Origin of the sequence: Pseudomonas sp. JV241A, assembly GCF_900275665.1 — a bacterium.
Lineage (GTDB): Bacteria > Pseudomonadota > Gammaproteobacteria > Pseudomonadales > Pseudomonadaceae > Aquipseudomonas > Aquipseudomonas wadenswilerensis.
In genome coordinates, this window is the sequence record NZ_OPYO01000016.1 from 15472 (window position 1) to 39382 (window position 23911).

At 64.8% G+C, this 23911-nt stretch carries 19 protein-coding genes and 1 pseudogene; 14 read left to right on the forward strand and 6 right to left on the reverse strand.

Translation table 11 applies throughout. The annotated features are described in order from the left end of the window. Both JV241A_RS10480 and JV241A_RS10485 read left to right on the forward strand, forming a co-directional pair. Positions 1 to 1428: a cbb3-type cytochrome c oxidase subunit I gene (locus tag JV241A_RS10480; protein WP_134062360.1), complete on the forward strand. Its 1428-nt coding sequence runs from the start codon at positions 1 to 3 to the stop codon at positions 1426 to 1428. A 75-nt stretch (positions 1429 to 1503) separates the two neighbouring features. Next, on the forward strand, positions 1504 to 3342 hold the full coding sequence (locus JV241A_RS10485; protein ID WP_134062362.1) for a VWA domain-containing protein: 1839 nt from the start codon (positions 1504 to 1506) through the stop codon (positions 3340 to 3342). Here JV241A_RS10485 and JV241A_RS10490 read toward each other — a convergent pair. Together JV241A_RS10490 and JV241A_RS10495 are read right to left on the reverse strand one after the other, a co-directional pair. Further along, complete coding sequence (locus JV241A_RS10490; RefSeq protein ID WP_134062364.1) at positions 3339 to 3530, reverse strand: protein DnrP; 192 nt, start codon at positions 3528 to 3530, stop codon at positions 3339 to 3341. The two genes, JV241A_RS10485 and JV241A_RS10490, sit on opposite strands and share 4 nt — an antisense overlap. After that, entirely contained in the window at positions 3527 to 4210 is a 684-nt protein-coding gene (locus JV241A_RS10495; RefSeq protein WP_134062366.1) for a Crp/Fnr family transcriptional regulator, read from the reverse strand. The genes JV241A_RS10490 and JV241A_RS10495 overlap by 4 nt, the downstream gene beginning before the upstream one ends. A gap of 352 nt (positions 4211 to 4562) precedes the next feature. Here JV241A_RS10495 and JV241A_RS10500 point away from each other — a divergent pair, with 352 nt between their 5' ends. Continuing rightward, on the forward strand, positions 4563 to 5753 hold the full coding sequence (locus JV241A_RS10500) for an NnrS family protein (protein ID WP_134062368.1): 1191 nt from the start codon (positions 4563 to 4565) through the stop codon (positions 5751 to 5753). Between the two features lie 17 nt (positions 5754 to 5770). After that, a complete protein-coding gene (locus JV241A_RS10505) occupies positions 5771 to 6208 on the forward strand; it encodes a hypothetical protein (protein ID WP_115087137.1) in 438 nt (145 codons plus the stop codon). 388 nt (positions 6209 to 6596) lie between these two features. On the opposite strand, the pseudogene JV241A_RS10510 reads toward JV241A_RS10505, so the two are convergent. Beyond that, a pseudogene (locus tag JV241A_RS10510) lies at positions 6597 to 7040 on the reverse strand (hemerythrin domain-containing protein); the annotation flags it as partial. A 171-nt stretch (positions 7041 to 7211) separates the two neighbouring features. On the opposite strand from JV241A_RS10510, the gene norR reads away from it, so the two are divergent. The 7 genes from norR (at position 7212) to JV241A_RS10545 (ending at position 13832) form a co-directional block, all read left to right on the forward strand. Then, the gene (gene norR, locus JV241A_RS10515; protein WP_115087095.1) at positions 7212 to 8732 is read left to right on the forward strand and encodes a nitric oxide reductase transcriptional regulator NorR; all 1521 of its coding nucleotides are present in this window, start codon (positions 7212 to 7214) and stop codon (positions 8730 to 8732) included. A gap of 81 nt (positions 8733 to 8813) precedes the next feature. After that, a complete protein-coding gene (gene pdxH / locus JV241A_RS10520; protein ID WP_115086367.1) occupies positions 8814 to 9461 on the forward strand; it encodes a pyridoxamine 5'-phosphate oxidase in 648 nt (215 codons plus the stop codon). Between the two features lie 90 nt (positions 9462 to 9551). Then, entirely contained in the window at positions 9552 to 10106 is a 555-nt protein-coding gene (moaB, locus tag JV241A_RS10525; RefSeq protein ID WP_115086368.1) for a molybdenum cofactor biosynthesis protein B, read from the forward strand. Further along, positions 10103 to 11338 carry a gephyrin-like molybdotransferase Glp gene (gene glp, locus JV241A_RS10530; protein WP_134062370.1) on the forward strand — a complete coding sequence of 412 codons (1236 nt, stop codon included), beginning with the start codon at positions 10103 to 10105 and terminating at the stop codon, positions 11336 to 11338. Before moaB ends, glp begins: the two co-directional genes overlap by 4 nt. 133 nt (positions 11339 to 11471) lie before the next feature. Further along, entirely contained in the window at positions 11472 to 12467 is a 996-nt protein-coding gene (locus tag JV241A_RS10535) for a peptidase U32 family protein (protein WP_115086370.1), read from the forward strand. Between the two features lie 10 nt (positions 12468 to 12477). Next, positions 12478 to 13368, forward strand: coding sequence for a U32 family peptidase (locus JV241A_RS10540; RefSeq protein ID WP_115086371.1), 891 nt, complete (start codon positions 12478 to 12480; stop codon positions 13366 to 13368). Further along, a complete protein-coding gene (locus JV241A_RS10545) occupies positions 13362 to 13832 on the forward strand; it encodes an SCP2 sterol-binding domain-containing protein (protein ID WP_115086372.1) in 471 nt (156 codons plus the stop codon). Before JV241A_RS10540 ends, JV241A_RS10545 begins: the two co-directional genes overlap by 7 nt. Before the next feature lie 22 nt (positions 13833 to 13854). Here the strand turns inward: JV241A_RS10545 and JV241A_RS10550 are convergent, their stop codons facing one another. The 3 genes from JV241A_RS10550 to JV241A_RS10560 all read right to left on the reverse strand — a co-directional run bounded on the left by JV241A_RS10550 (position 13855) and on the right by JV241A_RS10560 (position 17074). Continuing rightward, the gene (locus JV241A_RS10550) at positions 13855 to 14532 is read right to left on the reverse strand and encodes a Crp/Fnr family transcriptional regulator (RefSeq protein WP_115086373.1); all 678 of its coding nucleotides are present in this window, start codon (positions 14530 to 14532) and stop codon (positions 13855 to 13857) included. A gap of 95 nt (positions 14533 to 14627) precedes the next feature. Then, entirely contained in the window at positions 14628 to 15275 is a 648-nt protein-coding gene (gene narL, locus JV241A_RS10555; RefSeq protein ID WP_115086374.1) for a two-component system response regulator NarL, read from the reverse strand. Beyond that, on the reverse strand, positions 15272 to 17074 hold the full coding sequence (locus tag JV241A_RS10560; RefSeq protein ID WP_115086375.1) for a HAMP domain-containing protein: 1803 nt from the start codon (positions 17072 to 17074) through the stop codon (positions 15272 to 15274). Before JV241A_RS10560 ends, narL begins: the two co-directional genes overlap by 4 nt. A 316-nt stretch (positions 17075 to 17390) precedes the next feature. On the opposite strand from JV241A_RS10560, the gene JV241A_RS10565 reads away from it, so the two are divergent. The 3 genes from JV241A_RS10565 (at position 17391) to JV241A_RS10575 (ending at position 23911) form a co-directional block, all read left to right on the forward strand. Next, entirely contained in the window at positions 17391 to 18686 is a 1296-nt protein-coding gene (locus JV241A_RS10565) for a nitrate/nitrite transporter (protein WP_115086376.1), read from the forward strand. After that, positions 18673 to 20070 carry a NarK family nitrate/nitrite MFS transporter gene (locus JV241A_RS10570; RefSeq protein ID WP_115086377.1) on the forward strand — a complete coding sequence of 466 codons (1398 nt, stop codon included), beginning with the start codon at positions 18673 to 18675 and terminating at the stop codon, positions 20068 to 20070. Before JV241A_RS10565 ends, JV241A_RS10570 begins: the two co-directional genes overlap by 14 nt. Before the next feature lie 73 nt (positions 20071 to 20143). Then, a complete protein-coding gene (locus tag JV241A_RS10575) occupies positions 20144 to 23911 on the forward strand; it encodes a nitrate reductase subunit alpha (protein ID WP_115086378.1) in 3768 nt (1255 codons plus the stop codon).

The window sequence follows — 23911 nt, forward strand, 5'->3', positions numbered from 1 at the left end:
ATGAACGTTGCCAATCCGCATCTTAAATTTGCCTCCCAGGCCGTTGCCAAACCCTACTTCGTGTTCGCCCTGATCCTGTTCCTCGGCCAGGTGCTGTTCGGTTTGATCATGGGCCTGCAATACGTGATCGGGGACTTCCTGTTCCCGGCCATTCCGTTCAACGTGGCGCGCATGGTGCACACCAACCTGCTGATCGTCTGGCTGCTGTTCGGCTTCATGGGCGCCGCCTACTACCTGGTGCCGGAGGAGGCCGACCGCGAGCTGCACAGCCCGAAGCTGGCGATTTTGCTGTTCTGGGTGTTCGCCGCCGCCGGGGTGCTGACTATCCTCGGCTACCTGCTGGTGCCCTATGCCGGCCTTGCGCGGCTGACTCACAACGAGCTGCTGCCGACCATGGGGCGCGAGTTCCTCGAGCAGCCGACCATCACCAAGCTGGGCATCGTCGTGGTCTGCCTGGGCTTTCTCTACAACATCGGCATGACCCTGCTCAAGGGCCGCAAGACCACCGTGAGCATGGTGATGATGACCGGCCTGATTGGTCTGGCGGTGTTCTTCCTGTTCTCCTTCTACAACCCGGGGAACCTTGCCCGCGACAAGTTCTACTGGTGGTGGGTGGTGCATCTTTGGGTCGAGGGCGTGTGGGAACTGATCATGGGCTCGATGCTGGCCTTCGTGCTGATCAAGATCACCGGGGTCGACCGCGAAGTGGTGGAAAAATGGCTGTATGTGATCATCGCCATGGCGCTGATTACCGGCATCATCGGTACCGGCCACCACTTCTTCTGGATCGGTGCGCCCGAGGTGTGGCTGTGGGTCGGTTCGATCTTCTCGGCGCTGGAGCCGCTGCCGTTCCTGGCCATGGTCATGTTCGCCTTCAGCATGGTGAAAAACCGCCGCCGCCAGCACCCCAACCGCGCCGCCACATTGTGGGCCAAAGGCACCACGGTGACCGCGTTCTTCGGTGCCGGGGTCTGGGGTTTCCTGCACACCCTGGCACCGGTCAATTTTTACACCCATGGCACGCAACTGACCGCCGCCCACGGCCACCTGGCCTTCTACGGTGCCTACGCGATGATCGTCATGACCCTGATCAGCTACGCCATGCCGCGCCTGCGCGGGCTCGGCGAGGCCGCCGATGAGCGTTCGCAGACCCTTGAAGTGTGGGGCTTCTGGCTGATGACCCTGTCGATGGTGATGATCACCTTGCTGCTCACCGCCGCCGGCGTGGTCCAGGTGCTGTTGCAGCGCTGGGCCGAAGACGGCACGGCCTTGCCGTTCATGTCCACCGCCGATCAGTTGCGCGGGCTGTTCTGGGCGCGGCTGGTCAGCGGCGTGGGCTTTCTCGCGGGCCTGTTGTGCTACCTGCTGAGCTTTCGTCAGCGCGGGCGTGCAGCGCTGCGCGCGCCAGCCAGGGTAGTGCCGTCATGACCCCGGCGGTTGCTTGATCATGTGCGGCCCGGCTGATCCAGCGGGCCGCTTTCTGCTTTGTGCAAAGGAGGCAACATGGCCTTCACGGTTGAAATGGAAGAGTGGGTTGGCAGTGTCTGGCATCGTTTCATCACCCGCCGGGCGAGTGCCGATTTCCCCGCGGCGCAAGTAGCGCTGGCGCCGCGACAACGGGCCCTGGCCCTGTTGTTCAGGGCCATGGGCGGGGCGGGCGGCATGGGGGTGGAGGCGGCCAGCGAGCGTGACCTGCTGCTGCGCCGCAGCCTGTTGCAGCAGATCGCCGGCACCTGCAAGCAGGCGCCGCTGGCCTGGTGTGACGGGCATAATCTGCGCTTGCCGGCGCAGCTTGCGGTGTTCGCAGATGCTGCCTTGAACCAGGAGCTGTACCGCTGGCTGGCCATGCTCGCGGCGCAATCGGGGCCGATGCGTCATTGGGGGCGGGACAATCAGCGCTGGACGCGCGAGCTGCTGCAACGCTTTCCGGGGTTGGTGGGCCGTTACCAACGGCTGGTCGATGCCCACCTGCAACTGCGCCCGGATCCGGCCGCGCTGAGCGCCGATGAAGCGCGGCTTGAGCGCGCCTTGCGCCAAGCCCTGCGCGAGCCGGGCAGCGTCGAGGATTTTCCGCGCAGCGAACGGGCGGCCTGGCCACTGCCGCTGTGGCTGTATCCACCCCTGCAGCTTGCCAGCACCCAGGCTGGCGACCTTGAAGACGCCCAAAACGAGCTGCCCAATACCCCCGGCGAGCAGCAGGGCGGACGCAAGCGCGCCACCCGCATCGAGGAGCGCCCGGCCAAGGGCGGCCTGTTGATCGTGCGCCTGGAGAACCTGTTCAGCTGGACCGAACACGTCGACCTCGACCGCTGGGCAGATGACAGCCAGGACCCGGATGCCGCCCGGGTGGCCGAGGACCTCGATCAGCTGACCTTGTCGCGCACCCGTATCCGCAAGGGCGGCGGCCTGAAACTGCACCTGGACCTGCCGCCGGCCCAGGTCGACGACATTCCCCTGGGCGACGGCATCAAGCTGCCGGAGTGGGACTATCGCCAGGGGCGCTTGCAGGCCAACTTCGTCAACCTGCAACTGCTTGAACCCCGCGACTGCGAGCCCCAGCCACTGCCAGCACGGCTGCAAACCTCGGCACGGCGCTTGCGCCGGCAGTTCGAGCAACTGCGCACCGATCGCCAATGGTTGCGCCAGCAGCCTCAGGGCAGCGAGCTGGATTTGCAGGCCTGGCTGGATTTTCATGTCGAGCGCGTGCATGGCCAGTGTGCCGAGCGCGGCTTGTTCATGGAACAGCGCCACACGCGCCGGGACCTCGCCTGCCTGCTGCTGGCGGATGTGTCGATGTCCACCGATGCGCACCTGAACGATGAACAGCGGGTGATCGAAGTGATCCGCGACAGCTTGCTGCTGTTCGGCGAAACCTTGTCAGCAGTGGGGGATGACTTTGCTTTGTACGGCTTCTCGTCGCTGCGTCGCCAACAGGTGCGCCTGCAGCAACTGAAAGCCTTCGAGCAACGCTACAACGATGTCACGCGCGGCAAGATTCAGGGCCTCAAACCCGGTTACTACACCCGCATGGGCGCGGCGATTCGCCAGGCCAGCCAGTTGCTCGGCGGCTGCAAACGGCGGCGCAAGCTGTTGCTGCTGCTCACCGATGGCAAGCCCAATGACCTGGACCTCTATGAAGGGCGTTATGGCGTTGAAGACACCCGCGAAGCCGTGCACGAAGCCCGGCGCATGGGCTTGACGCCCTTTTGCATCACCATCGACCGCCAAGCCGGTGCTTATTTGCCGTACATGTTCGGCAGCAACGGCTACGCGCTGATTCGCCAGCCTGAGCAACTGCCGCTGCGTTTGCCGCAGCTGTATCGGCAGTTGACCCAGCCTTAGCGCGGTAACCAGAACACCATCGCCACGCAGAACAGCGTCAGGCCGATGCAAAACCACAGAAAGCGCAGTTGCTGGCGTGCCCCGGCCAACGCTGCGGTGGCCGGCAGCGGCATGCCGCAGTGCTCGCAAGTGCTGGCCCGGGCCGGGTTGGTGTGTTCGCAATACAGGCATACGGGCAGGGCGTTCATTCGAATTGCTCCAGCCGTGGCCGATCGAGAATGACGATGCGCCGCCCCTCCTGGGTGATGATCTTTTCATCGATCAGGCGGCGGATGATTCTTGAGAAGGTTTCCGGCTGGATCGACAAATGCCCGGCGATCAGCTGCTTGGCCATCGGCAGTTCGAACTGGCGTTCCACCGGCTGCGCGTGCATCAGTTGCGTCAGCAGGTAGCGCACCACCCGGTGGGTGGCATTCTTCAGCGACAGCGTTTCGATTTCATTGACCCGTTGGTGCAGGCGTACGCACAGCTTGCCGAGCAGGGCGAAGGTCAGCCGGCTGTTGCTCTGCAGCAGGCGCATGTAGGTGCTGGTCGACAGCCGATACAATTGCGATTGCCCGACCGCTTCGGCCGATGCCACATAGTTGGGGGTGTCCATCAGCATCATCGCTTCGGCAAAGGTCTGCCGCGGGCCGATGACTTCGAAGACCTTCTCCTGGCCGTCCGGGGTCAAACGGTAGATTTTCACCGCGCCGGCGATCACGAAGTAGAACGCCTCGGCCGGCTCACCCTGGCGGAACAGCGGCTCGCCCTTGTCGACGCTGAGCAGCTGGCTGTTGCCCATCAGTTCGTCGAGCTGCTCGTCGTTCAACGGTTCGAACAAGTGGTGGCTGCGCAGGATCTGGTGGTGGACGCGGTGAAGCACCATGGCGATTCATCCTCAAGCGGGAAAGGGGCACGGACCAGGAGGTTCTGATCGAGCAAGAGCCGGGCCAGGCGACGAGCCCCGGGTTTTCTGACGCGCTGATGCTGGCGGGTAAAAAATACCCTGGGCAAATGGGTTGAATTGACCATTCAAGGGTCATTTCTACCCTTGTTCTATCGACTTCAGCCTGCAATCACGTCAGGGCACAACCCTTGCACTAGCGTATTCAACAGCGATTGGCAGCCTACGCCGTTACACGCCGCGCGCCTTGACGTGCGACAAGGGCGGCAGCCTGCCGATGGCAGATGATGACGCCGGTTCAGTACCACCCGGCAACAAGGTAAGGAGAGGCTTGATGCAAGTACTTGATCGCCGTAAAGCGCTGGCCATCGTGCCGCTCTTGCGCCTGGCGTTCCGGCCGATGTTCCTCGCGGGCTGTGCGCTGGCAGTGCTGGCGATACCGCTGTGGCTGGCGGCCCTGAACGGCGCCCTGGGCAACTGGCAGCCGGCCGGCGGCTGGCTGGCCTGGCACCGCCATGAACTGGTGTTCGGTTTTGGCCTGGCGATCATTGCCGGCTTTCTGCTCACGGCGGTGCAGACCTGGACCGGGCAGCCGGGCCTGAGCGGCAAGCCGCTGGCGGGCCTGGCGTTGTTGTGGCTGGCGGGGCGAGTGGCGTGGTTGGCGAATGTGCCCTGGCCGTTGCTGGCGCTGCTGGAGCTGGGTTTCCCATTGCTGGTGGCCGTATTGATGGGCCGCACCCTGTGGCGGGTGCGGCAGAAGCGCAATTACCCGATAGTGATGGTCTTGCTGCTGCTGACGGTGGTCGATGGCCTGGCGGTGTATGGCCTGGTGCAAGGCCACGATGGCTGGCAGCGCCAGGGCGTGCTCGGCGGCATCTGGCTGGTGGCGGCGATGATGGGCCTGATTGGCGGGCGGGTGATTCCGTTCTTCACCCAGCGCGGGTTGGGGCGGACCGAGGCAGTCGTGCCCTGGCCCTGGCTCGACTGGCTGTTGCTGGCAGGGTCGGCGCTAGTGGCGGTGTTGTATGCGGTGGGGCTTGCCTTGACGGCGAATGCCGGGATTGGCCTGTTGTTTGCCGCCCTGGCGCTCGGGCATGTAGTGCGCCTGTGGCGCTGGCATGACCGCGGGATTTGGCAAGTGCCGCTGCTGTGGTCGTTGCACCTGGCCTACGCTTGGTTGGCCCTGGCCTGCCTGGGCATGGCCCTGTGGCATTTCGGCGTGCCATTGAACCCGAGCCTGGCGGTGCATTGCCTGACTATCGGCGCCATGGCCGGGTTGATCCTGGCGATGATTGCCCGCGTCAGCCTTGGCCATACCGGGCGGGCGTTGCTGCCGCCGACGGGGATGACCCTGGCGTTCGTTCTGCTCAACCTGGCGGCTGTCAGCCGGGTGGTGCTGGTGCTGTGGATGCCACTGGGCGGCTTGTGGCTGGCGGGTATGTGCTGGGTACTGGCGTTTGCCTTGTATGCCTGGCGCTATGCACCGATGCTGCTGCGCGCCCGGGTTGACGGGCACCCTGGTTAAGCGCCTGGAGGCGAAGGATGTGGTATCCGTATTTACTGGTGATTCATCTACTGGCGGCGATTGCCTTTATCGGCACGCTGTTTTTTGAAGTCGTCATCTGGCAGACGGCGCGGCGGCAAGTGCCGGCTGCGGCGCAGGCCGGGGTCGACCAGGCGCTGTCGGTGCGTTCGCGCAAGGTGCTGCATGGCGTGGTGTTGCTGCTATATGGCGCCGGTGTTGGCCTTGCCTGGCATCACCGCGCGGCCTTGAGCCAGCCGTTGGCCAGCAGCTTTGCCAGCCTGCTGAGCCTGAAGATCGTCCTGGCCCTGAGCATCATTGGTCATTACCTGTTGCTGGCGTTCTGGCTCAAACGCGGACGCTTGAGCGAGGGGCGTGCACGTTGGATTCGCTGCAGCATTCTTGGCCATATGTTGGTGATCGTGGTACTGGCCAAGGCGATGTTCTATTGGCATTAGCCTGCGCCGTACTCAGGCGGGTCCTACTTGTAGGAGCGGGCTTGACCCGCGATGAGGCCAGTACAGCCAGTACATCAGGTGTCGTCTGGATTGCGACCTCTGCGCGCTCGATCGCTGGCAAGACCAGCTCCCACAAGTCCGGCGTACACAGATCCACTGTGGGAGCTGGCTTGCCAGCGATGAGGCCAGTACAGCCAGTACATCAAGTGTCGTCTGGATTACGACCGCTGCGCGCTCGATCGCTGGCAAGGCCAGCTCCCACAAGTCCGGTGTACACAGATCCATTGTAGGAGCGGGCTTGACCCGCGATGAGGCCAATAAAGCCAGTACATCAAGTGGCGTCTGGATTACGACCGCTGGCAAGGCCAGCTCCCACAAAGGCCAGCCATCAAGCCAGTGCGCTGACGAACAGCACATCGTTCTCCAGATGAATATGCTGCAGCAAATCCTCGCGAAATTCCGCCAGCCCACGGTACAGGGTACGCCATGTGTTGCAGGCACCTTCCGGCGCGCTGATGTCGTCGGTCAGCAAGCTCAAACGCTCCAGCGCCTCGCCATGCTGGTCATGCTCCAGGCGCATCACCTGGATCGGCGCCGAAGCCTGGCGACCCATGCCTCGTTGCAGTAAAGGGAACAGCACCTGTTCTTCCTTGAGCATGTGCCCTTCAAGTTCCTGCTGCATGTCCTGCAGGTGATCGGCCAGGCCGTTGGGGCACTGGTCGTGGCCGCCGTGGACCTGCTCCACACGCCGGGCCAGGCGGATCAGTTCCGGCAGTTGCTGGCGGTGGCGGTCGTGGTAGCGCGAGAGAATGTGGGCGATCAGTTCGCTCGGGGACAGTGTCGGGTTCATCAGGGTTCCTGCTCTGGTTGCAAAGGATCCCCAGGGTGATTGCATCGCCCATGCCAGCTTTAATTGCCCGAAATCAAGGGCCATTACTGCGGTTGTGGTGAAATGTACCCGAATACCTCAGGGTAGCGATAACCACAGAGGGTGATGACTACCATGCTGCGTGAAAGCCTGGCCGCCGACCTGATCGTCGAGCTGCCCAATGCTGTGCGCTTGCAACGTCTGGTACAGACGCTGCGCGAATACTTCAACTGCGGCGCCGTCGGCCTGTTGCGTCTGGAGGGCGACAGCCTGCGCCCGCAGGCCTGCGTCGGCCTGGTCCACGAAGCCCTCGGCAGGCGCTTCGTGATCGCCCAGCATCCGCGCCTGGCAGCCATCATGGCCTCGCGCGAGCCGACCTGGTTCGAGCCCGACAGCCGCCTGCCGGACCCCTACGATGGCCTGCTCGACACGGCACTGCACGAACCCCTGGCAGTCCACGACTGCATGGGCGTCAGCCTCTATGTGGAGGGGCAGGTCTGGGGCGCGATCACCCTCGATGCGCTGCAGCCCGGAACCTTCGACAGCGATGCCCGCGATGAGCTCAAGCGCTGCACCCTGCAGATCGAAGCCGCCCTGCGGGTCACGCGTCTGGAGCAGGAAAACCGCAGCCTGCGCCTGTCGCGCAGCGAACCCCAGGACCTGCGCAGGCCCGTTGAAGAGGGTGAGATCCTAGGCCACAGCGCCGTGCTGCAGCAGTTGCTCAGCGAGATTGAAGTACTGGCCGACGCCGAGTTGCCGGTATTGCTGCTGGGCGAGACCGGGGTCGGCAAGGAGCTGTTCGCCCGTCGTCTGCATCGCTTGTCGCGGCGCAGCCACAAGCCGCTGATCCAGGTCAACTGCGCGGCCTTGCCCGAGTCCCTGGCCGAGAGCGAGTTGTTCGGCCATGTCAAAGGCGCATTCTCCGGCGCCAGCAGCGACCGCGCCGGGCGCTTCGATGCAGCCAATGGCGGCACGCTGTTTCTCGATGAAGTCGGCGAGCTGCCGCTGAGCGTTCAGGCCAAGCTGTTGCGCACCCTGCAGAACGGCGAGATCCAGCGCCTGGGCGCCGACAAGCCGCTGCACGTGGATGTGCGCATCATCGCCGCCACCAACCGGCACTTGCCGGACAGCATTCGCGACGGCCTGTTTCGTGCCGACCTGTACCATCGCCTGTCGGTGTACCCGTTGCCGATCCCGCCGCTGCGCGAGCGTGGCAACGATGTGCTGATGATTGCCGGGCAGTTTCTCGAGCTCAACCGTACCCGCCTGGGCTTGCGTGGTTTACGCCTGTCGGCAGCGGCCGAGCGGGCGCTGCTGGCCTACCACTGGCCGGGTAATGTGCGCGAACTCGAGCATGTGATCAGTCGCGCCGCGCTCAAGCAACTGAGCCGTGAGGGCAGCCGCAACCTGATCATCACCCTGGAACCGCAGGTGCTTGACCTGGACAGCGCGCCGACAGTGACGCCGCAGCCGGACCCACAGGCAGAGCCCGGTCTGCCGTTTGCATCCCTGAACGATGCCGTCGACGCCTGCCAGCGCCAGGCCATTGTCCAGGCCCTGCGCCTGAGCGGCGACAACTGGGCCAGCGCCGCGCGCTTGCTGGCGGTCGACCCGAGCAACCTGCACAAACTGGCCAGGCGTTTGCGCCTCAAGTAACGCCGTTAGCGTTGATGGTGATCAAGGTGCGGGCACGGTGGTGCTTACAGACTGCGCACAACTTCACAGGAGATCACCGCCATGCCGCTGTCCCTTGCCCAGATGCGTCGCAACTACACCCTCGGTGGCCTGCAGGAAGCTGAAGCGCCGCTCGACCCGCTGGCCCTGTTCGCGCAGTGGTTGCAGCAGGCGCGCGAAACCGAGCGCGAGCCGGTGGAGGCCAACAGCATGCACCTGGCCACCGTCGACCGCGAGGGCCGGCCGCACTGTCGGGTGCTGTTGCTCAAAGGCTTTGACGAGGGGGGCTTTACCTTTTTTGGCAATTACCAAAGTGCCAAGGGCCAGGAGCTGGCAGCCAACCCCTATGCGGCGATGACCTTCTTCTGGCCAGGGCTGGAGCGCCAGGTACGCATTGAAGGGCCGGTGACGCGGCTTGATCCGCAGCTCAGCGATGCCTACTTCGATTCGCGCCCCGAAGCCAGCCGCCTGGGTGCCTGGGCTTCGCCGCAAAGCCGGCCGCTGGCCGACCGCGGCGAACTGCAGGCCTTGCTGGCGCAGACCATTCGCCGCTTCGTCGAGCAACCGCTGCAGCGCCCCGAACACTGGGGCGGCTATTGCCTGACGCCTGAACGCATGGAGTTCTGGCAGGGCCGTGCCGACCGCCTGCATGACCGTCTCGACTACCGCAGCCGGGGCGGGCAATGGGCGCGCCAGCGCCTGGCACCCTGAACCCGAAGAGATACCTCCAAGGAGGAATAGGTTCGCCCAGGCTTTAGGTTCAGGCTTGGGCCCATCCACATTTCACGGGAAGCCCAGGCCATGGCCCATCTGGCGCAACGCACGTTTGAACCCCTGAACATCGCCGTGCTGACCATCAGCGACACGCGCACCTTCGACACCGACAGCTCCGGGCAGACCCTCATCGATCTGCTGCAGGCGGCTGGGCATGTGCTGGTCGAGCGCGACCTGGTCAAGGACGATATCTACCAGATCCGCGCCACGCTTTCGCGCTGGATCGCCGACCCTAAAGTGCAGGTGGTGCTGACCACCGGTGGCACCGGCTTTACCGCCCGCGACAACACCCCGCAAGCGGTACTGCCATTGCTCGACAAACACGTCGAAGGCTTTGGCGAGTTGTTCCGCCAGGTCTCGCTGGCCGAAATCGGCATGTCCAGCCTGCAGTCCCGTGCGTTGGCGGGCATGAGCAATGGCGTGCTGGTGTGCTGCGTGCCGGGGTCGCCCGGCGCCTGCCGCACCGCCTGGACGCAGATCCTGCATAGCCAGCTCGACAGCCGCACCGGCCCGTGCAATTTCGCCCCGCACCTCAAGGCCCAGGCCGAGCAGGTCATCGAGGCCTGTGGAGCGCGGCCATGAGCGGCCGGGTATGCGACAGCGGCAAGCTGATCCCGGTCGACCAGGCCATCCGCCATTTGCTCGAACAGGCGCCACCGCCGCCCGCCGCACAGATGGTGTTGCTGGACAAAGCCCTGGGCCGGGTGCTGGCGGTTGATATCCATGCCCCGCGCAGCCTGCCGGGCTGGGACAACAGCGCCATGGACGGTTTTGCCTTCAGGGCGGCCGACCTGCCAGCTGCTGGCGGCTGCCTGAACCTGGCCGGGCGCATCGCCGCCGGCCAGCAGGCCAGCACCGCGTTGCAGGCGGGGCAGGCGGTGCGGATCTTCACCGGTGCACCCTTGCCGCCTGGCGCCGACACTGTCGCCCCCCAGGAGCTGTGCCGGGTGGAAGGCGAGCAGGTCTGGCTGCCGGCCGCGAGCCTTGGCGATCACGTGCGCAAGGCCGGCGAGGAGGTGCGCGAGGGCCATCTGTTGCTGCAAGCCGGCAAGCGCCTGCGCGCCCAGGAACTGGGCCTGCTGGCGGCCTCGGGCGTCGCCTGGGTCGAGGTTCATCGGCCCTTGCGCATCGGCCTGCTGAGCAGCGGCGACGAGCTGCGCGAACCCGGCCAACCCCTGGCCCCGGGGCAGATCTACAACAGCAACCGCTATTGCCTGACGGCCTTGTTGCACGGCTGGGGCGTGGAGGTGCATGACTACGGGGTGATGGCCGACGAACTGGCGGCCAGCAAGCACGCGCTGAACCTGGCTGCGGCCGAGTGCGACTTGCTGCTGACCTCCGGTGGTGTTTCGGTGGGTGAGGAAGACCACCTCAAGCAGGCCATCCAGGACCTGGGCAGTGTCGACTTCTGGCGCCTGGCGATCCAGCCGGGCAAGCCCCTGGCCTTTGGCGAGGTGGCGGGCCGGCCGTGGATCGGCATGCCGGGCAACCCGGCAGCGGCACTGATCACTGCGCTGGTGGTGGTACGGCCATTCTTGCTGCGCGCCCAGGGCGTGCGCGATGTGCTGCCACGGCCCGTGGCGCTGCCGGCGGGCTTCGACTGGCTGCAACGCAACAAGCGCCGCCAGTACCTGCGGGCGCGCTTGCTGCCCGAGGCCAACGGCCAGTCCAGCGTGCAACTGCACCCGCAGCAAAGCTCGGCGATGCTCAGCGCCGCCTGCTGGGCCGATGGCCTGGCGGTGGTGGAGTGCGAGCAACAGCTGCACAAGCACGACAGCGTGCAGTTCCTGTCATTTGCCGAGCTGATGCAGTGAGCGACCTTGATTGCCGTCAAGGCTCTACTGGGTGCGCTGGCTAGACTGGCAGCGCTTTTTCCAGTGCTCCGGGCCTGCGCGAATGTTTACCGCGCAGGCCAGTGGAGATAGGTTTCTTTGATGAGGAAAACCCATGCAACTGGTCTGCCCGGCAGGCAACCTGCCTGCGCTCAAAGCCGCGGTGCGCCAAGGCGCCGATGCGGTCTACGTCGGCTTTCGCGATGACACCAACGCCCGGCATTTCGCCGGCCTGAACATGGACGACAAGCAGTTCGACGCGGCTGTTGCCCATATCCGCCAACACCAACGCAAGCTCTATGTCGCGGTCAATACCTATCCGCAACCCCAGGGCTGGGAGCGTTGGCAGCGGGCGGTGGACCGCGCCGCCGACCATGGCGTCGACGCGTTGATCGCCGCTGACCCCGGCGTGCTTGGCTACGCGGCCCAGCGCCACCCGCAATTGAGCCTGCACCTCTCGGTGCAGGGTTCGGCCACCAATGCCAGCGCCCTGGCGTTCTACGTCCAGCACTACAACATCCGCCGCGCCGTGTTGCCGCGGGTGCTGTCGCTGGCCCAGGTGCGCCAGGTGGCGGCCAACAGCACGGTGCCCATCGAGGTCTTCGCCTTCGGCAGCCTGTGCATCATGGCCGAAGGGCGTTGCCATTTGTCGTCGTACATCACCGGCGAGTCGCCGAACCTGTGCGGCGTCTGCTCGCCGGCCAAGGCCGTGCGCTGGAGCGAAGACGCCGAGGGTTTGAGTGCGCGCCTGAGCGAAGTGCTGATCGACCGCTATCAAGCAGATGAACCCGCCGGTTACCCGACCCTGTGCAAGGGCCGTTTTATGGTCGATGGCAAGCGCTTCCACGCCCTGGAAGAGCCCACCAGCCTCGACACCCTCGACCTGCTGCCGGAGCTCGCCGCCATGGGCGTCGAGGCGGTGAAGATCGAGGGCCGCCAGCGCAGCCCGGCCTATGTCGAACAGGTCACCCAGGTCTGGCGCGCCGCGCTCGACGCCCATCGCCTGGCGCCGCAACGCTTCACGGTCAAGGACCAGTGGCGCCAGGTGCTGGCCGGTTTGTCCGAAGGCAGCCAGACCACCCTGGGTGCTTACCATCGATCATGGCAATGAGGGACTGGACATGAAGCTCAGCCTGGGACCCGTCCTGTATTACTGGGACAAGGAACAATTGGGGCGTTTCTACAGCGAAATGTCGGCCTTGCCCCTGGATGTGATTTATCTGGGTGAAACCGTGTGTTCGAAGCGCCGGGCGATGAACCTCGACCACTGGCTTGGCCTGGGCCGCGAGCTGCAGGCCTGTAGCCCGGCGCAGATCGTGCTGTCGGGCCTGACCTTGATCGAGGCCGCGTCCGAGCTCTCCAGCCTGCGCCGTTTGTGCGACAACGGCGAACTGCTGGTGGAAGCCAACGACATGGGCGCGGTGCAGTACCTGGCCGAGCGCAAGCTGCCATTTGTGGCCGGGCCGGCGCTCAACCTGTACAACGGCCACGCCCTGGCCAAGCTGCTCGAGTGTGGGATGATCCGCTGGGTGCCGCCGGTGGAGTGTTCGGCGGCGCTGATCCGCGCGGTGCTCGACCAGGCCGCCGAGCTGGGCTGTGAACTGCCGCAGGTTGAAGTCTTTGCCTATGGGCATCTACCGCTGGCTTACTCAGCGCGCTGCTTTACCGCGCGGGCAGAAAACCGGCCCAAGGACGATTGCCAGTTCTGCTGCATCAATTACCCCGACGGCCTGGCCCTGAGCAGCCAGGAAGGCCAGGCGCTGTTCACCCTGAACGGCATCCAGACCATGTCGGCCGAGGTCACCAACCTGCTGGCCGACTATCCGGGCCTTGAAGCCTGCGGCGCCGACCTGTTGCGCCTGAGCCCGCGGGCCCAGGGCATGGTCGAGGTGGTTGAGGCTTTTGCCCGGGTGCGCCAGGGCGAGGCGCCGCCGTTGTTTGTCGAGGGTTGCAACGGCTACTGGCACGGCCAGGCGGGCATGTTGCGGGTCGAGGAGGTGGGCCTGTGCTGAACCGCACGCAATGGCTGTTGAAAGGTGCCGACCGGGTGCTGCCGCTGATCCGCCGGGTGCCGTTCGTGATCCAGCGGGTGGCCCTGCAGCAGGCGCTTAACCGCTGCCTGGCCGAGCCTTTGCGCGACGGCGAGTTCGACCTGCTGCGTGGGCGCTGGTTGTGCCTGCGCATCCCCGACCTGGACCTGGCCTGGTACCTGACCCGCAACCGCGATGGCCTACAGATCGCCGAGCGGGCCAAGGCCGACGTGACCATTCGCGGCAACTGGCGCGAGTTCCTCTTGCTGGCCAGCCGTCAGGAAGACCCGGACACGCTGTTCTTCCGTCGCCGCCTGGTGATCGAGGGCGACACCGAGCTGGGCCTGACCCTGAAGAACCTGATCGACAGCCTCGACCCCGAGGTGTTGCCGGTGTGGTTGTGGCGCAACCTGGAGCGGGCCGGCAAGGGCCTGGCGGCCTGTTGAGGGCAGGGCCGGCTACCCCGGGCTATCCCGAGTAGTCGGCCAGCTCATCGGCGGCGAGGATATGGATGCTGCGCCGCTCCATGGCGATCAGGCCGCGCTCCACCAGGCGATGCAGGGTGCGCGAAAAGGTCTCCGGCTGGATGCCCAGTTTGGAGGCCACCAGGCGCTTGGACACCTGCAGCTCGACCCGGCCACTGTCCGGGTCGCATTCCTGCAGCAGGAAGTTGATCACCCGCCGGCTGGCACTGGCCGAGGTCAGCGTGTCGATGTCCTTGAGGCGCTGGTGCAGGTGGATGCTCATGCTCGCCAGAATGGCCAGGCACACCTGCGGCTGGTCTTCCAGAGCATTACGGTAATGGCCGCCGTCGATGCTGATCAGCACGCAGTCCTTGAGCGCCGTGGCCGTCACCGGGTAGCTGCGCGCCTGGCTGAACAGCAGCGCTTCGGCAAAGGTCTGGCCCGGCTGGATGATCTCCACCAGGTGCTCCTGGCCCTCGGCACTGAGCCGGTACAGCTTGATCTGGCCACTGACCAGCAGGAAAAAACGCTTGGCCGGATCGCCCTGGTGCATGAGCGTGTCATGACAGCTCAGGCGCCGGAGCATGGCCAGGCCGCAGACAGCTTCGAAGACTTTGTCCGGCAGTTGGCTGAACAGGTGGTGGCGACGTAAAACCAGAACGGTAGAAGGGTGGGTCAGCATGGCGTACCTCCGCTGGCGCCTATGGTAAAACCCGCGGCGCCGGCGGCCTATGCCTCTGCCGGTCTACCTCCAAAGGGGCAGTCGGCAAAAGGGGCTCAGGCGCTTTGGCGCAGGTGCTCCATGGCCCACACCGCCGCTTCCACCCGCGAGCGCAGGCCGAGCTTGTGCAGCAGGTTCTTCACATGCACCTTGACCGTACCTTCGGTGATGCCCAGCTTGTGCCCGATGACCTTGTTGCTGTAGCCGCTGGCGATGGTTTTCAGTACCTGGCGCTCGCGTTCGGTCAGCTCTACTTCCGGCTGGCGCGGTGGTGAGCGCAGGGCCTGGGCCATGACCCGGGTCAGGCCGGGGCTGATCACCAGGGCGCCGTTCATGGCGTCGCGGATGTACTGGATCAGCAGCTCCGGTTCCATGTCCTTGAGCAGGTAGCCGTCGGCGTCCAGGCGCAAGGCATCGCGAATGTCGTCTTCGGCATCGGACACGGTGAACAGCAGTACCTTGCCGGCAAAGCCCTGGCTGCGCAGGTGGCGCAGGGTTTCGATGCCGTTCATCTGCGGCATGTTGTTATCGAGCAGGACCAGGTCCGGTTGCAGTGTCGGGATCAAGGCCAGGGCTTCTTCGCCGTGGCTGGCTTCGCCGACGATTTCGAAGTCGTCTTCCAGTTCGAGCATCTGGCGAATGCCGCGGCGCATCATCGGGTGGTCGTCGACCAGTAATATCCGGTAGCGCGGGGAGGGGGTCATACAGGGTTACCTTCTGTCAGGTGCCCGAGAAACTCCGGGCGAAATTCCATCTGGACCCGGGTGCCTTGCGGCTCCCGGCCAACAATCTGCAACTGGCCGCGCAGGCTGCGGGCGCGTTCGTCCATGATGTTCAGGCCGTGGTGTTCGCGCAGGTCGTGGGTACCGCTGAAGCCGCGGCCATCGTCCTCGATCGACAGGCAGACGTTCTCGCCATGCTGGCGCAACTGCAGCCAGGCGTTCTGCGCGTGGGCGTGGCGCAGGCAGTTGGACAGCGCCTCGCGGGTGATCTGCAGGATGTGGATCTGCTCGCTGGCCGACAGTTCGAAGGCCAGGCTGTCGACATGCAGGTGCACCTGGAATTCGCCCCGGCGGGAGAACTCCTCGGCGGTGTCCTTGAGCTCCTGCACCAGCCCGGCATCGTGGATCTGCAGGCGAAAGGTGGTGAGCAGTTCGCGCAACTGGCGGTAAGCGTTGTTCAAGCCTTCGCGCAGCTCGGCGGTGACGTTCTCCAGGGTCGCCACCGGCTCGCCACGGCGCATCAGCGTTTGCATGCGGCTGACTTGCAGCTTCATGTACGACAGCGCCTGGGCCAGGGAGTCGTGCAGCTCGCGGGCGATGATTGCGCGCTCTTCGAGCAGCACCAGGCGGTGGTCCTGTTCGCGCTGGCGTTTGAGCGACAGCGAGGTGCCGATCAGGTTGGCCAGGGCCTGGATCAGTTCGGTCTCCCAGGCTTGCGGCTCGTGGCCGTCGATAAAGTGCGCCTTCAGCTCGCCTAGGGTGCTGCCCTGGTTGCTGATGCTGAAGGTGTGGCGGTTGGTGCGCTGGTGCCGTTGGCAACTGGCGCAATCGCTGCTGGCGCAGATCTTGCGGCTGTCGGCGCCATGCAGGGCCAGCAGTTGCTGGGCCGGGGCCTGCAACTGGCCTTGCAGGCACAGCGACAGGCGCAGGCCCGGCAAGCGCTGCTGGAAGCGGCGGATCAGCTCATCGAGGCCCTCGGCGTTGGCCAGCCGCGTGGCCAGGCTGCGGCTGCTTTGGTACAGCAGCTCCAGGGCGGCGTTGGCCTGCTGCAGGTTGAGGGTTTTATGCTGCACCTGGGTTTCCAGGGTGCGGTGGGATTGTTCGATGGTTTCGGCCATGGCGTTGAAGCTGGTGGCCAGCTCGCCGAGCTCGTCTTCGGACTGGTGATTGACCCGTGCCTGGAACTCGCCGCGGCGAAAGCGCTGGGTGGCATCCACCAGTTCCTTCAACGGCGTGATCACGTTGTATTGCAATTCATACAGGCCGAACAGCAGGACGATCATGGTGGTGAACAGCGCCGCACCCTGGATCACTTGCTGCCAGCCCTGTTTATGTTCGCTCTGGCGTTGCAGCAGGCTGACGAACTGGTTGAGCTGGTTGACGAAGGGCAGGGTGCTGGCCTGAAAGCCGGCGGCGTCGCCACGCTGCAAGGCGGGCAGCAAGGTTTGCTGCCAGTAGTCCTGCAATTGCTGGTAACTGGCCTGCAGCTCGAGGTTCTTGCCGTCTTCGAGCACCGCTTCCAGTGCCGGGCTGTTGAGCCGCTGCTGCAGGCTGTCGCGGATGCGCTCGAGCTCGACGGGTTCGGCCCCGGCGGCCAGCTTCCAGCTCAGGTGGTAGGTCTCCATGCGCACGGAACCGGCGGTGTTGATCGCCGCCGCATCGCCTTGGCTGAACCAGGCGATCAATCCGGCGCTGAGCGAACTGGCCAGGGCCAGCACGGCGATCAGGATCACCGCCAGGCCCGCGCGCGCGGGCAGCGAACTGCGCAGCCAGCCGATCATGGACGGCAGCCGGGGGCAAGAAGGGGAAAACGGCACATGGAGCACTCCAAGGTGTTGCAGCTGATCGTTTCGCAGCCTGTCCCTGGCGCTCTACCTCTAAAGAGTTTGCAACTGCCAGTTTTACCGCCAAACCAGGTGGAAAACTGACAACACCCTGATAAACAAAGGGTTTAGAGGTTTTTCGGCTCTACCTCGTTGGAGGTAGGCAGTGCAAGCATAGGCCTATGAGCGCCAGGGCTTCTTTGATCGGCGTCAAGTTTTATCGGGGTTTGCCTCTCTAGTCTGCGGGCCATGGCTACCTGACTGGAGACCCGAGATGACTCAACCGCGAATACGCCAAGGCCTGGTGCTGGGCATGAGTACGCTGGCCTTCACCGTCTGCTTCATGGTCTGGATGATGTTTGCCGTGCTAGGCGTACCGATCAAGGACCTGCTCCAGCTCAACGAAACCCAGTTCGGCCTGCTGGCCGCCACCCCGGTGCTGACCGGCTCGCTGGTGCGCCTGCCGCTGGGCATGCTCACCGACCGCTTCGGCGGGCGCAGCGTGTTCTTCCTGCTGATGCTGGCCTGCGTGCTGCCGCTGTACCTGATCAGCCACGCCACGGCTTACTGGCAGTTCCTGGTGCTGGGCTTGTTCGTCGGCCTTGCCGGCGGCTCGTTCTCGGTGGGCATTGCCTACGTTGCCAAGTGGTTCGAACAAGACAACCAGGGCCTGGCCATGGGCATCTTCGGCGCCGGCAACGCCGGGGCGGCGGTGACCAAGTTCCTCGCCCCGGCGCTGATTGCCGCCGGCAGCTGGCAGTTGGTACCGAAAGTGTTCAGCGCCATCCTGTTCATCACCGCCGTGCTGTTCTGGTTTCTCAGCGCCGAAAACAAGGCCCATCGCAGTGCCAGCGGCGCGAGCCTGAGCGAACAGCTCAAGGCCCTGGCCGAACCTGCGGTGTGGCGCTACTGCCAGTACTACTCGATCGTCTTCGGCGGCTACGTGGCCCTGGCGCTGTGGATGACCAAGTACTACGTCCAGGAATATGGCTTCAGCCTGCAAAGCGCAGCGCTGCTGGCCGCCTGCTTCTCGTTGCCGGGCGGCGTGCTGCGCGCGGTCGGCGGCTGGATGTCGGACCGCTGGGGCGCGCAGAGCGTGACCTGGTGGGTGCTGTGGGTGAGCTGGATCTGCCTGTTCCTGCTGTCGTACCCGCAAACCCAGCTGCAGGTGCAGACCATCAACGGCCCGCTGGACTTTCACATTGGCCTGAACCCGGCGCTGTTTACCGTGCTGCTGTTCGTCATGGGCATCGCCTTCGCCTTCGGCAAGGCCTCGGTGTTCAAGTACATCGCCAACGACTACCCGCAGAACATGGGCGCAGTGTCCGGCATCGTCGGCCTGGCCGGTGGCCTGGGCGGCTTCATCCTGCCGATCCTGTTCGGCGCGCTGGTCGACCTCACCGGCGTGCGTTCCTCCTGCTTCATGTTGATGTACGGCGTGGTCTGGGTGTCGCTCACCTGGATGTACTTCAGCGAAATCCGCAAGCGCCCGCTGCTGGGCAAACAGCCTCCAGCGGCCGCCTCCCCGTTTTCCAGCATTGCCCAAGGAGAAGACCATGTCGGTTCTTAACACGCCTGACAAAGGCCCGGTGATTCACGACTGGCGCCCGGAAGATCCCGCGTTCTGGGGCCGTAGCGGCAAGAAGACCGCCACCCGCAACCTGTGGATCTCGATTCCCGCACTGCTGCTGGCCTTTGCCGTGTGGATGGTGTGGAGCACGGTGATCGTGCGCCTGAACGCCATCGGCTTTACTTTCAGCACCGACCAGCTGTTCTGGCTGGCGGCCTTGCCGGGGCTCTCGGGGGCGACCTTCCGGGTGTTCTATTCGTTCATGGTGCCGATCTTCGGCGGCCGGCGCTGGACCGCCCTGAGCACCGCCTCGCTGCTGGCGCCATCGCTGTGGATGGGCTTTGCCGTGCAAGACCCGAGCACGCCCTACAGCGTGTTCGTGATGATTGCGCTGCTGTGCGGCTTTGGCGGCGGCAACTTCGCCTCGAGCATGTCCAACATCAGTTTCTTCTACCCCAAGTCGCAGCAGGGCACGGCCCTGGGCCTGAATGCCGGCCTGGGTAACCTCGGCGTCTCGGTCATGCAGTTCTGCGTACCGCTGGTGATCACCTTCGGCCTGTTCGGCGTGCTCGGTGGCCAGCCGCAGGTGCTGGCCGATGGCGGTCAGCTGTGGCTGCAGAACGCCGGTTTCATCTGGGTGCCGTTCATCATCATCGTCACCTTGCTGGCCTGGTTCGGCATGAATGACCTGTCCAGCGCCAAGGCCTCGTTCAGCGAGCAGGCGGTGATCTTCAAGCGCAAGCACAACTGGCTGATGTGCTGGTTGTACCTGGCCACCTTCGGCTCGTTCATCGGCTTCTCGGCCGCCTTTCCGCTGCTGATCAAGACCGCCTTCCCGCAGGTCAACGCCCTGACGTTCGCCTTCCTCGGCCCGCTGGTCGGCGCCCTGGTACGGCCGCTGGGTGGCTGGCTGGCGGACAAGCTCGGCGGCGCACGGGTGACCCTGTGGAACTTCGTGCTGATGATCGTCATGGTCTTCGGCGTGCTGGCGTTCATCCCCCAGCAGGGCGAGAGCGGCAACTTCTACGGCTTCCTCGGCATGTTCATGCTGCTGTTCATCACCACCGGCATCGGCAACGGTTCGACCTTCCGCATGATCCCGGTGATCTTCCGCACCCTGCACGAACAGGCTGCCAGCGGCAAAGGCGCCGCCGCCCGCGAACAGGCGCTGAAAAACGCCGGCAAGGAATCGGCCGCGGTACTCGGCTTCAGTTCGGCCATGGGTGCCTTCGGCGCGTTCTTCATTCCCAAGACCTTCGGCACTTCCATGGCCCTGACCGGTAGCCCGCAGATGGCCTTCTACATGTTCGTCGGTTTTTACCTGAGCTGCATCGTCGTGACCTGGTGGTGGTACGCGCGCAAAGGCGCCGCGACGCCCTGCTGACAGAACCCCGAATTCACACCTTGCACGGGCGGGGCACAGAACCCCGCAGCAGCAAGCCTGAGAGGAAAGCACCATGAGTCATCTACTGGATCAACTGCGGTTCTTCAATCGCAAGCAAGGCGAGTTTGCCGACGGTCATGGCGAGACCCGCAAAGAGTCGCGCGACTGGGAGAACGTCTACCGTTCGCGCTGGCAGTACGACAAGATCGTGCGCTCCACCCACGGGGTCAACTGCACCGGCTCCTGCTCGTGGAAGATCTACGTGAAGAACGGCCTGATTACCTGGGAAACCCAGCAGACCGACTACCCGCGTACCCGCAACGACCTGCCCAACCACGAGCCGCGCGGCTGCCCGCGGGGGGCCAGCTACAGCTGGTACATCTACAGCGCCAACCGCCTGAAGTACCCGAAGATCCGCAAGCCGTTGCTCAAACTGTGGCGCGAGGCGCGCCAGAGCCTGGCGCCGGTCGAAGCCTGGGCGAGCATTGTCGAGAACAAGGCCAAGGCCGACAGCTACAAGAGCAAGCGCGGCATGGGCGGCTTCATTCGCTCCAGCTGGGATGAAGTCACCGAGATCATCGCTGCCGCCAACGTCTACACCATCAAGCAGTACGGCCCGGACCGGGTGGTGGGCTTCTCGCCGATCCCGGCGATGTCGATGGTCAGCTACGCCGCCGGTGCCCGTTACCTGTCGCTGCTGGGCGGCACCTGCCTGAGCTTCTACGACTGGTACTGCGACCTGCCGCCGGCCTCGCCAATGGTCTGGGGCGAGCAGACCGACGTGCCGGAGTCGGCCGACTGGTACAACTCCAACTACATCATCGCCTGGGGCTCCAACGTTCCGCAGACCCGTACCCCCGACGCGCATTTTTTCACCGAGGTGCGCTACAAGGGCACCAAGACCGTGGCCATCACCCCCGACTATTCGGAAGTGGCCAAGCTCACCGACCTCTGGCTCAACCCCAAGCAGGGCACCGACGCCGCCCTGGCCCAGGCCTTCAACCATGTGATCTTCAAAGAGTTTCACCTGGACCAGCCAAGCGCCTATTTCACCGATTACGCCAAGCGCTACACCGACCTGCCGGTACTGGTGCTGCTCAAGCCGATGCTCGGTACCGCGCCGGGCAACGGTTACCAGCCGGACCGCTTCCTGCGCGCCTCGGACCTGGCCGACAACCTTGGCCAGGACAACAACCCGGAATGGAAAACCATCGCCGTCAATGCCGACGGCGAGCTGGTCTCGCCCCAGGGCTCGATCGGCTACCGCTGGGGCGAGCAGGGCAAGTGGAACATCCTGGCCCGTGAAGGCGGCGAGGGCCGCGAGATCGACCTGACCCTGAGCCTGATGGGTGGCGATGTTGCCGAAGTGGCCTTCCCGTACTTTGCCGGCGAAAGCCACGAGCACTTCCAGCATGTCGCCGGTGACGCCGTGCAGTACCGCCGCGTACCGGTGCGCAGCCTGACCCTGGCCGACGGCAGCCAGGCCAAGGTGGCCACGGTGTTCGACCTGTCGGCGGCCAATCTGGCCATCGACCGTGGCCTGGGCGGCGCCAACGTGGCCCGCGACTACGATGACGCCAGCGTGCCCGGCACGCCGGCCTGGCAGGAGCAGATCACCGGCGTCAGCCGCGAGAAAGCCATCCAGATCGCCCGCGAGTTCGCCGACAACGCCGACAAGACCCGTGGCCGCTCGATGATCATCGTCGGCGCGGCGATGAACCACTGGTACCACATGGACATGAACTACCGCGGGCTGATCAACATGCTCATGCTCTGCGGTTGTGTCGGCCAGACCGGTGGCGGCTGGGCCCACTACGTCGGCCAGGAGAAACTGCGCCCGCAGTGCGGCTGGCTGCCCCTGGCCTTCGGCCTGGACTGGAGCCGGCCGCCACGGCAGATGAACGGCACCAGCTTCTTCTACGCCCACAGCTCGCAATGGCGCCACGAGAAGATGAGCATGCACGACGTGCTCTCGCCGCTGGCCGACAAGCGCGAGTTCCCCGAACACGCCCTGGACTACAACATCCGCGCCGAACGCGCCGGCTGGCTGCCCAGCGCGCCGCAGCTCAACACCAACCCGCTGCACATCTGCCGCGACGCCGCCGCTGCCGGCATGGCGCCCAAGGACTACGTGGTCAAGGGCCTGCACGAAGGCAGCCTGCGCTTTGCCTGCGAGCAGCCGGACAACCCGGTCAACTTCCCGCGCAACATGTTCATCTGGCGTTCCAACCTGCTGGGCTCGTCGGGCAAGGGCCACGAGTACATGCTCAAGTACCTGCTGGGCACCCGCAACGGCGTGATGAACGAAGACATCGGCCAGGTCGGCGACTGCAAGCCGCAAGAGGCCGAATGGGTCGACGAGGGCGCCATCGGCAAGCTCGACCTGGTCACCACCCTGGATTTCCGCATGTCTTCGACCTGCGTGTACTCCGACATCGTCCTGCCGACCGCAACCTGGTACGAGAAGGACGACATGAACACTTCGGACATGCACCCGTTCATCCACCCGCTGTCGGCAGCCATTGATCCGGCCTGGGAATCGCGTTCGGACTGGGAGATCTACAAGGGCATCGCCAAGGCCTTCTCGGCCATGGCCGAAGGGCACCTGGGCATCGAGCAGGACCTGGTCACCGTGCCGCTGATGCATGACAGCGTCGGCGAACTGGCCCAGCCGTTTGGCGGCACCGACTGGAAAACCGCCGGTGTCGCCCCGCAGCCGGGCAAGAACGCGCCGAACCTGCAGGTGGTCGAGCGTGATTACCCGAACATCTACAAGCAGTTCACCTCGCTGGGCCCGCTGCTGGAAAAACTCGGCAACGGCGGCAAGGGCATCAACTGGAACACCGATGAGGAAGTGAAATTCCTCGGTGAGCTGAACTACCGCGAAGTCGAGGCGGGCATCAGCCAGGGCCGGCCGAAAATCGACACCGCCATCGACGCCGCCGAGGTGATCCTCTCGCTGGCGCCGGAAACCAACGGCCATGTCGCAGTCAAGGCCTGGGCGGCACTGTCGCAGTTCACCGGCATCGACCACAGCCACCTGGCGCTGTCCAAGGCCCACGAAGCGATCCGCTTTCGCGATATCCAGGCGCAGCCGCGCAAGATCATCTCCAGCCCGACCTGGTCGGGGCTCGAAGACGATCACGTCAGCTACAACGCCGGCTACACCAACGTTCACGAGAACATCCCGTGGCGGACCATCACCGGCCGCCAGCAGTTCTACCAGGATCACCCGTGGATGCAGGCGTTCGGCGAGCAGTTGATGAGCTACCGGCCACCGGTCAACACCCGCACCATCGCCGGGGTGAAAGGCAAGCGCAGCAACGGCGAGACCGAGATCGTTCTCAACTGGATCACCCCGCACCAGAAGTGGGGCATCCACAGCACCTACAGCGACAACCTGCTGATGCTCACCCTCAGCCGTGGCGGGCCGATCGTCTGGCTCTCGGAAATCGACGCGAAGAAGGCCGGCATCGAGGACAACGACTGGATCGAGTGCTTCAACGCCAACGGCGCGCTGACCGCGCGGGCGGTGGTCAGCCAGCGGGTCAAGGAGGGCATGGTGATGATGTACCACGCTCAGGAACGGATCGTGAACGTGCCGGGCGCGGAGACCACCAAGACCCGCGGCGGCCACCACAACTCGGTCACCCGCGTGGTGCTCAAGCCGACCCACATGATCGGCGGTTATGCCCAACAGGCCTATGGCTTCAACTATTACGGCACGGTCGGCTGCAACCGCGACGAATTCGTCGTGGTGCGCAAGATGGCCAAGGTCGACTGGCTCGACGGTTCGCGCGGCGATGAGCTGCCAGGTCCGCTGCCGACCGAGATGGAATAA